Source organism: uncultured Catenibacterium sp., assembly GCF_900540665.1.
Classification (GTDB): Bacteria; Bacillota_I; Bacilli_A; order Erysipelotrichales; family Coprobacillaceae; genus Catenibacterium.
In genome coordinates, this window is the sequence record NZ_UQGV01000121.1 from 1 (window position 1) to 2,613 (window position 2,613).

Below are 2,613 nucleotides of genomic sequence, written 5' to 3' on the forward strand. Positions count from 1 at the left end.
TAGATACCAAATCTTGGCATAAATGTGAATATTTCTTCTTTTATAGTGGCTAGATAATTATTTGATGCATCATATACATCTAATTTATGCCCCCATGAAAGATGACTACTTACTCTATATACAACCTGATCATATTCATCATAAATATCATAACTATCCATAAAGCTTAAAAATCTTTGTTTTAATATAAGTTTCATATCATTCATCCTCTTTAGAATATTATTATATCATTTTCTTTATGCTTAATACCATAGACAAGATAATCATTCCAATCTTTATGCCTGTAAGGATAGGCTACATCTATTTTGATAGAGGGATATTTCTTATTTAAAATATCAACAATTGTATGAACTGCATGTATTCCTGCTTGATCATTGTCTAATCTCAATAAGACTCTTTCTATTGATTGATGTTCTAAATGATAGAATAATGCACGATAATGAGAGACAGAATTAAGTGATAGATAATCATATTTCTTAAAGTTATTTGTAAGAGTCATTAGAGACATCATATCAATAATAGATTCAGTCACAATTAACTGCGACGTGTTATGCAATATATAAAAACAATGGCTATAATCATTCCCTGCCAAATCATGCATATAGCGATTATTCTTGATACTTCCCCTTTTACTTATAAATACTGGTTGACTTCCTTGATAAGATACAAAGACAAGATTATGATGTGCTGCTTCCTGATAGAGATAATCATGATTAATAAAATAATCAATAATATCTAAACTAATGCCTCTTTCATATAAATAGTAATAGACCTTCTTATTATTAATATCTTTATGTGGTAAATAGAGTTTTATCTCTTGTTTTTTAGTCTTTTTAAATTCATGATGAGGATTCTTATACATTCTCATTTCCAGATAAAGAATCGTATAGATAAAAGACTGAAATTCTGGATTCTTTTCTAAACCCAATGTCTGGCATAACGTAATCGTGTCTCCACCAAATCCTCTTGAATACCAATAGAATCTATTAATATTTACTCTGATTTTTAATGAATCATGTTCCTCAAGGTGATAATAATTGGCACTCTCATAGATGAGAGTAAAGCCTAAATCTTCTACAAGAGAAAGCATACTATATTTCTTCACATGTTCTATGCGGCTTTTTTTCATTGATTGATCCTCCTCTATATAATATATTCCATATAATTAAGGAGAAATCACAAAAAAACAGTGGAATATCCACTGTTTAAATCAAGCTGCTGATAAATACAAATAATACCGCAATAGGTAAAACAATTGTAAGATAGCCCTGCATCCAGTTCTGGACCTTAGGACCATCACCCATATTGGCTTCTGTCTGATAATTCTTGAATCCCCATCCTAGGCGAGATGTACAGAATAATAAATAAACAAGAGACCCAAGTGGCAATAGAAGATTACTTACGATAAAGTCTTCTAAATCCAATATTGTTGAACCACTGCCAAGAGGCTGTAAGAAACTTAGGACATTGAATCCTAAAGCACAAGGTAATGAGCATACAGTAATAAGAATCAAATTAATGATTACTGATTTCCTTCTTGTGATATTCCATAATTCCATTGTGCAGGCAATAATATTTTCAAATACTGCAATGACTGTAGATAATGATGCGAAAGCCATAAATAGGAAGAATAAAGCACCCCAGATTCTACCACCTGTCATTGATAAGAAGACATGAGGTAAAGTAATAAAAATCAGACTAGGACCACTGTCAGGATTTATGCCAAATGAGAAACATGCTGGGAAGATAATAAGTCCTGCCACAATGGCAACAAATGTATCTAATACTGCAACGTTCATTGCTTCCCCTAAAAGAGTTTTATCTTTCTTTAAATAGCTGCCAAATATTGCCATTGACCCAATACCAATACTTAAAGTAAAGAAAGACTGGTTCATTGCCGCTACAATAACATTTAATAAGCCAATCTGTTTAATCTTATTAAAGTCTGGATATAAATAGAACTTAACACCTGCCATTGCATTATCAAGTGTTAACCCATGTACTGCAAGGACTACAATCAGTCCAAGTAAGCCAATCATCATGACCTTAGTAATTCTTTCTACTCCATTCTGTAAGCCCATAGAACATACTAACATTCCAATAATAACAACAATAATCATCCATAAAACATTCTGAACAGGACTTGAAAGTACATTCTGGAATACACTGGCCACATGTGATGTTTTTACACCTTCAAACCCGCCTGTTAAGAACTTATAGAAATAGTTCAACATCCAGCCTGATACTGTTGTATAGTAGATCATCAAGCAGAAGTTACCTAATAATCCAACATAACCATGTAAATGCCATTTCTGTCCTGGCTTTTCTAAAGCTTGATATGCTTTAACTGGACTCTTAGCACTTGCACGTCCTACTGAGAACTCCATACTTAGAATTGGGACACCAATAAGAAGCAGGAATATCAAATAGAAGAAGACAAAGATTCCTCCACCATTTTGTCCTACAACATAAGGGAATCTCCATACATTTCCGATACCAATAGCACATCCTGCCGAAAGAAGCAGGAAGCCTATTCGCGATTTAAATTGTTCACGTTCTTTCATAATTTTCTCCATTTCCCCGCGCCTTCGTTGCGCGGACACAAATATATAA

The 2,613-nt window shown here is 33.0% G+C and carries 2 protein-coding genes and 1 pseudogene; all 3 read right to left on the reverse strand.

All coding sequences use genetic code 11. The features are described from left to right. Positions 1–197: pseudogene (locus QZQ55_RS10790) on the reverse strand (hypothetical protein); the annotation flags it as partial. 14 nt (positions 198–211) lie between these two features. Then, entirely contained in the window at positions 212–1,129 is a 918-nt protein-coding gene (locus QZQ55_RS10795) for a toprim domain-containing protein (RefSeq protein ID WP_295093221.1), read from the reverse strand. Between the two features lie 76 nt (positions 1,130–1,205). Beyond that, positions 1,206–2,564, reverse strand: coding sequence for a sodium-dependent transporter (locus tag QZQ55_RS10800; RefSeq protein ID WP_295093223.1), 1,359 nt, complete (start codon positions 2,562–2,564; stop codon positions 1,206–1,208). Positions 2,565–2,613 lie beyond the last annotated feature (49 nt).

Coding starts and splice junctions, on each gene's coding strand:
- QZQ55_RS10795 (WP_295093221.1), bottom strand. CDS start 1,129: ATGAAAAAAAGCCGCATAGAACATGTGAAGAAATATAGTATGCTTTCT.
- QZQ55_RS10800 (WP_295093223.1), bottom strand. CDS start 2,564: ATGAAAGAACGTGAACAATTTAAATCGCGAATAGGCTTCCTGCTTCTT.